Raw genomic sequence first — 6,049 nt, forward strand, 5'->3', positions numbered from 1 at the left:
GTGAGCATTTTGCTGCGTTTGTCTGCCAATCCGGCCTCCTGATAACGCCGGGACGGGCGGGAAATCTTTTCCCGGTCGGCGCGGTGTTGGACAAGCCGCAGGCGCGTCAGTGGCTTTTAGCGGGTTTCGGGGCGCAGCCCTGAACCAGTCACGTAGCGCTAGCGGAGTGTATACTGGCTTAAGATGGTAAATCGAAGTGGGAATTCAGGAAAGTGCTTCATGTGGCAGGGGAAAATGAGGCTACGGGGCGTAAGTGCAACATACAGATAAGGATGAAATGACGCCTCCTCCCTCACTCGGTAGCTACGCTCCTGTCGTGAGACTGCGGCGGTCGTTGCAGAGATATAGCTGGAGGGATAATGAAATTTTCAAGCCCCAGATGTACAAAAGCCCCGTGACATAATCACAGGGCTTCGGTACTCTAATTCGTGCAGATACCTGCTGGGAATCAGACGTCGCAATCTAATCCTAGCAGGGCTGGCTAGCCATGTCACTACCAGCTTAATACCATTCAACGACATTAAAATCATATCTGCACCTTGGACGCTCAGGTCTACGCCCCGGACTCCGGCAGGATAAACAGGCAAACGGTGGGTACGTAACTTAACCGCGAAAGAGTTAAGCTCTACCCCGTCTCGCAGTACGATAACTGGCACCTGATAAAATGAGCGAACAAGGCAGCAGCAAGCGGTGAAGTGTGATTGCGAAGGTCTGACACTACACCCACACAATCAAACCTTTTGCAGGGTGAGAAAAACAAGAAAAGAGCTAGACGAAGGTCGCTACGCTCCCCGTGATTTTTATATACCCACCACGGGGGCATTAGGTTTTTATTGGAATTTTTTTTAACAGTTAAGATCCAACCTCATACTCATACTGAATGTTATTTACCTTCCAGTCGGGTTACTGTTAATGCATCCATGACGTTTAATAAGTTCCTACAATGACTCAACTACACTATCGACTAATCACGCTAGCTATTTTATTAGGATACGGCTTACACAGTTATGCCGAGGCTCCGCTGCCAAGCAGTGTACTGAAGGATAATGCCGAAACTTTTGAGATAGCTTGCCCTGACAACCCCCAGCAGACGACGATTGATATGAATGATTGTATGGGCACTAAACGTGATGCAGTTGAGTCTGTTGAAGCGAAGTATGTAAGCATGGCACGTCAGCGTATTTCAGCCAAACAGGATAACCAGACCCTTGATGCTTTTGAGGCAGAAAACAAGGCGTGGGACGTTCTGATTGAGACGGCATCACATGCTACGGATGTAGACTGGCGGGAAGGCACCATCCGGGGAGTTAAAGCTACTGACCGTGAAATAGCCCTGATTGAACTACGGATTCATAATCAGTGGCAGAACTGGCTGCGCTATGAAGACTCGACACCACCAGTGTTGCCGGAACCACTATTCCATAACGCCGAATGACTTAACAGAACACAGTACAAAAAACATATTTTCCGTAAGGACAAAATCTGCCTCCTGAAACAGATTGAACATGCTGGTTGCACATTTTCACCATAACATCCCGGCCACGAACTGAGACTCAGAGCTTGCCCCAGTGCATGTTTTGGATAACAACTCTGTATCCATCCATATCCTCGAAGGTAACACCATCGCGATCCCAGTAGGGATTGAATGATTTAACTCTAGCGAAACCAGCATCATCCATATTTTCACAGGTGGTTCGCCAACTGTCTTTCTCAGGAATGTACAGAACCAGGAGATCTTCATTTGAGGGTGAAGGTAGCACCGGATGATCATGGCACTGGGTAAACTCAAGGTGCCAGGACAAGCCATTCAGTCCTAACATGTATCCGCTGAATCCATCGTGATCTGTAAAAGCACCGATTTTTTCTAACCCAAGCCCGTTACAGTACATTTCACAGCTTTTGCTGAGTGCGCTAACAGGTCTAGCTATCCTCATATGCTGCAATGCCATAAACACCTCTCTTTTTTATCCTGATTTACCATAACATCCCGGCCACGAACCCCGCACAAGCCATCTGGTGTATGCTGCGTCAGTCAAAAGAGGATGAAAAAATGACTGACATGAACGAACCCTACTGGAACCGCATGGTTCCCGAGCTGACCGTAACAGATCTTCCCGCTTCCCTTAGCTTCTATACCGATGTGCTTGGATTCAGCATCATGATCAGGCGCACAGAGCCGGAGTTTGCCTATATCAACCTTGGCGAAGCGCAACTAATGCTTGAGCAGTATCATCCAGGAGCGTGGAATACGGCAGAACTCACCAGACCGCTGGGACGCGGCGTAAATTTCCAAATAGAAGTGGACGACATTGAACAGATATTCGCCCGTTTAAATGCGCATGGCATAACGCTGTATCGGGGTCTCAGCGATAACCATTACAACACCGGCGAAACAATCGCCTGCCAGAGAGAATTTCTCGTGCAGGATCCGGATGGATACCTTCTGCGTTTCAGCCAGTACATTGAGTAGAGATTCCGCTCTTTCTCACGAGACCCTGCCGGTCACTCGCATTTACCGGACACGTAGTGCCGTTGAGCCGGCAGAATGGGATTTAGGAATGTGCGTTCTGCATAACAAACGCCGCTAAATTCTGATGTTCTAATCGGAAATACTGCTTTTCTTCGACCATAGAAGCTCCAAGTGACAAGTAAAATTCGGCAGCTTTCGGGTTGGTTGTTTCAGCAGTCCAGTCAAAACGTGTGCAGCCATGTTCAACTGCGAAAGTCGCGATAAATCGCATGAGTGATTTACCGACCCCCTGGCCTCTCACCGCCGCTGATGTGAAGAGATCTTTCATGTACGCCTGCCCGGAGCACTTTGGCGCAGGGAACATCAGCGTAAACGTGGCAAACCCGACGAGCTCTCCGTCTTTCCATGCCCCCAGAACGGTCACACCCGAATAGGCGGAGAAAACACGGTTGGTCAGATAAGAGAGCATTTCGTCATAGCTGGCAGCCTCACTCCCAAAGTAATAGGATTCCATTTCGACAAAAACTCTCGCTAGATCCGGAATATCCGAATCCCCGCAGATCTCGATTTTCATACGTATCCCTTTATTTTTACAGTCGGTGTATCACACCTATTTACCATAACATCTCTTGCCCGCACCCCCTGAGAGGCCCTCAGCGCGCTTCTGCGGCGAAAGGGTCGTTTCCGGCACTTTTCCCTGTCCGGATCCTCGCAAAACGCCCCTGATGATTTCTGCGCGTCTGCATGACTATGCATAACAGTGGCTGTGGTAAAATTTCGGGTAACATTTGTCACCAGATGGCTAAAACTTCATGTCCCGTAATCCAAAAAATGGCGGCAGACCAAATCAAAAACCGCGTAATATCCAGGAACTCGTCAGTACCCTGAGCGAAAGCGAACTGCGCGCACTGAATCAGTGTATTGTCGAACGTCTCCGGATCCTGCAACAACAACGTGCACAGCAGAATATGACGCAATTCCGGCTGGGTGACGTGGTACGCTTCACCGGTAATGATCAGAAAGAAGTCACAGGAATCATCATCCGTCTCAACAAAAAAACAGTGTCCGTACACTCCGAAACAGGTGGGCGATGGACGGTATCGCCGCACTTTCTGACTTTGATAAAACGACAGGCAATCAGCGAGGAGGCAAAGCAGGAAACGCCACTTATCGTTGATATTCCGATCACGCTTAACAAGCTGACACACTGAAAATAAAGAAATGAAGCGTAAGCGTCAGTCTTCCTGTGGTGTGATGGCTTCGATGATCATATCCATCGAAAATCCGCGACTTTGCAGGAATCGTATCTGACGCCCTTTCTCTCTGGAATCGGAAGGATACTCATCACCAAATTTTTTAATCCGGCAGTCTGATGCCATCTGAAACCAGTCCATATCACAGTCTTTGATTGTCTTTTCAGTCACCTCCTGATCGATACCTTTCTGTCGAAGCTCCTGCCTGATTCGGGTCGGACCATACTGTTTTCGCAAAAAACGGGACACCATATTTTCAGCAATACGCTGATCGTTCAGATAGTCGCTGTCACGAAGACGGGCAATGACAGTTTCCACAGTCATCCCGTCATCTGTCATATGGTGTAAAGCCCTGCGCATTTCACCGTTGCTGTAGTCCTTGCGGGCAAGAAGAGAGACTGCGTGTTCATAAAGTTCATCCGGCTTCATTAATTTTCCCTCGTTTTATGGTCAGCCACATAACGACTTTTAACCCAGCGACGGGCCATCGTACGTTTTCTGGCGCTGCGACCGTTCCAGCTCCAGCGCTTTCTGGTGCTGCGCCGCGCGCTCCTGCTCCCGGTATGCCTCGATGCCATTTAATCTCACGACAACCGGCGCAGCTGATCGCTCAAACTCTGCACCTGCCTGCTCAAGCCCGTGACGCGCTCGCTCAGCGCCGCGTTCTCCCGTTGCATAAGACCAGACATCGTCCGCCATTCCGCGAAGGCGCTCTCCCACTCGTCCAGCCTTTTCGAGTAGTCCTGCTGTAGCTGCTCTAATGCGCTCAGCAACTGTTTTTCCAGTTCCGTCATGTGCTATTTCCCCGCCAGTATCATCCAGCTCGAATCCTCTCCGAACCGTCCCGCTTCCGGGCTCACCCTCACGCAGCGGCGTCTCTGCTCGCCGCAGGTCGAAAGCTGCACGCCGCTGTTCCGCTCCGACAGCATCGCCTGCGTGCTCTTCTGCTCCCGGATGATCGTGTAGTTGTCGAGTATCTGCTGGCTCTGCCACCACAGAATGCCCGCGCTCGAGGCGATCAGCAGCACGGAAACCAGGACGATGGTCAGCCACGTCTGGCTGACCATGCGCAGCATCCCTTTCGTACGCTGGCTCATGGCTGAGGACAGCTTCCGGTCGTGGTCGAGGATGGCGGCGCTGATTCTCTTCTCGCTTTCGCTCAGTTCCGCTCTGACAGACTGCTCGTGCTCGCTGAATGCGGCTTTCAGCATCTCGCCGGTACTCTGCTGCTGCGCTTTCGATTTCTGCTCTAAGTCCTTCGCCAGCGTTAAAAGACTGTTCATAGATGGCTCCCTTCAGTCGGATGTTTCGCCCCCCGTCCGGGTCGGCAATGCTGATGCTGCTTTTCGTGGTGCGCACCACCTCAAAACCTGCGCTTTCCAGCGCCTCAGTGACGTCCTGACGGGTTTTCAGCCCCCCGGACGAGGCTAAGGCCAGTAAACCCCGCGTAATCGCCTGGGTGGCATCCTGCTTCGCTTCCGGCAGCGCGGACGGCGTGACCAGCGCCCGCCGGTTTTCCGGCGCGTTCGGGTCGTGCAGCCCCAGCCTGCCGTTCACGATGGTCTGCCAGGCATCGATGCGCGGACGGTCGGCGCGATCGTAATACGGCTGGAGACGCCTGCCGGTCAGCAGCTCCGTGTTCGGGATCAGGAAGTTCAGCTCAAGCCGTCCCTTGTCCTGGTGCTCAACCCACAGCACGCTGTACTGGTCTTTATCGAGTCCGGGCATCAGAACCCGCTCGAAGCTCGCCATCAGCTTTTCACGCTGGCCGGGCGGTAAGTCCTGTTCGGCAAAGGACAGGACGCCGGAGGTGTATTTTTTTGCGTAGGGCGAGGCGTCAATAAGCTCCCGGATTTCCTCCGGCTTCCCCTGCAGAACGCTGGCACCGTCGCGCTGGCGGTCTTTGCCCAGCAGATAATCCACCGGCCCGGCACCACCGCCGCGCCCCCGGGGATGAAACTTAACGATCATCCTCTGCCCCCTTTTCCAGCACGGCGTGCCGCAGCCGTTCAAGTCCGGCATCGATGGCCATCAGCGCGGCGACAACCTGCACGCGGTCGTGTCCGCTTCCGCCACCGCCGTTAACCTGCCGGGCAATCTGGTTGAGGTTGTTACCCATGCCGGCAAGCTGACGCAGCAGCGCCGGCGAGAGCGACGGAAGTCTGCCGGCGCGGGCGGGCTTCTCGTCCAGGCACGTCTGGCGCATCCAGACTGCAAGCTGCTTACCGTCGCAGCGTTCCAGCAGACGGCGGTGCTCATCTTCGGTCACCCACATCGTGAGCATTTTGCTGCGTTTGTCTGCCAATCCGGCCTCCTGATAACGCCG

At 52.8% G+C, this 6,049-nt stretch carries 8 protein-coding genes; 3 read left to right on the forward strand and 5 right to left on the reverse strand.

What is annotated here, in order from left to right:
- Positions 1–943: 943 nt before the first annotated feature.
- Positions 944–1,435 (forward strand): lysozyme inhibitor LprI family protein, encoded by a 492-nt coding sequence (locus ACSZO1_RS21385; protein WP_437616251.1) that lies wholly within the window; start codon positions 944–946, stop codon positions 1,433–1,435.
- Between the two features lie 118 nt (positions 1,436–1,553).
- Here the strand turns inward: ACSZO1_RS21385 and ACSZO1_RS21390 are convergent, their stop codons facing one another.
- Positions 1,554–1,949, reverse strand: a complete 396-nt coding sequence (locus ACSZO1_RS21390; protein WP_437616252.1) for a VOC family protein — start codon at positions 1,947–1,949, stop codon at positions 1,554–1,556.
- Positions 1,950–2,050: 101 nt separating this feature from the next.
- On the opposite strand from ACSZO1_RS21390, the gene ACSZO1_RS21395 reads away from it, so the two are divergent.
- Entirely contained in the window at positions 2,051–2,470 is a 420-nt protein-coding gene (locus tag ACSZO1_RS21395) for a bleomycin resistance protein (RefSeq protein ID WP_437616254.1), read from the forward strand.
- A gap of 82 nt (positions 2,471–2,552) precedes the next feature.
- On the opposite strand, the gene ACSZO1_RS21400 is transcribed toward ACSZO1_RS21395, so the two are convergent.
- Positions 2,553–3,044, reverse strand: coding sequence for an N-acetyltransferase family protein (locus ACSZO1_RS21400; RefSeq protein ID WP_437616256.1), 492 nt, complete (start codon positions 3,042–3,044; stop codon positions 2,553–2,555).
- Positions 3,045–3,282: 238 nt separating this feature from the next.
- Between ACSZO1_RS21400 and ACSZO1_RS21405 the strand changes: the two genes are divergently transcribed.
- Entirely contained in the window at positions 3,283–3,681 is a 399-nt protein-coding gene (locus tag ACSZO1_RS21405) for a hypothetical protein (RefSeq protein ID WP_437616258.1), read from the forward strand.
- 24 nt (positions 3,682–3,705) lie between these two features.
- Here ACSZO1_RS21405 and ACSZO1_RS21410 read toward each other — a convergent pair whose 3' ends face one another.
- The 3 genes from ACSZO1_RS21410 to ACSZO1_RS21420 are packed head-to-tail and all read right to left on the reverse strand — an operon-like array spanning position 3,706 to position 6,007.
- Entirely contained in the window at positions 3,706–4,152 is a 447-nt protein-coding gene (locus ACSZO1_RS21410) for a regulatory protein RecX (protein ID WP_437616260.1), read from the reverse strand.
- A gap of 39 nt (positions 4,153–4,191) precedes the next feature.
- Entirely contained in the window at positions 4,192–5,694 is a 1,503-nt protein-coding gene (gene mbeA / locus ACSZO1_RS21415; RefSeq protein WP_437616262.1) for a plasmid mobilization relaxase MbeA, read from the reverse strand.
- Positions 5,684–6,007, reverse strand: a complete 324-nt coding sequence (locus ACSZO1_RS21420) for a MobC family plasmid mobilization relaxosome protein (protein ID WP_437616264.1) — start codon at positions 6,005–6,007, stop codon at positions 5,684–5,686. The genes mbeA and ACSZO1_RS21420 overlap by 11 nt, the downstream gene beginning before the upstream one ends.
- Positions 6,008–6,049: the final 42 nt, after the last annotated feature.

It is taken from the genome of Erwinia sp. V71 (genome assembly GCF_965644245.1).
GTDB lineage: Bacteria > Pseudomonadota > Gammaproteobacteria > Enterobacterales > Enterobacteriaceae > Erwinia.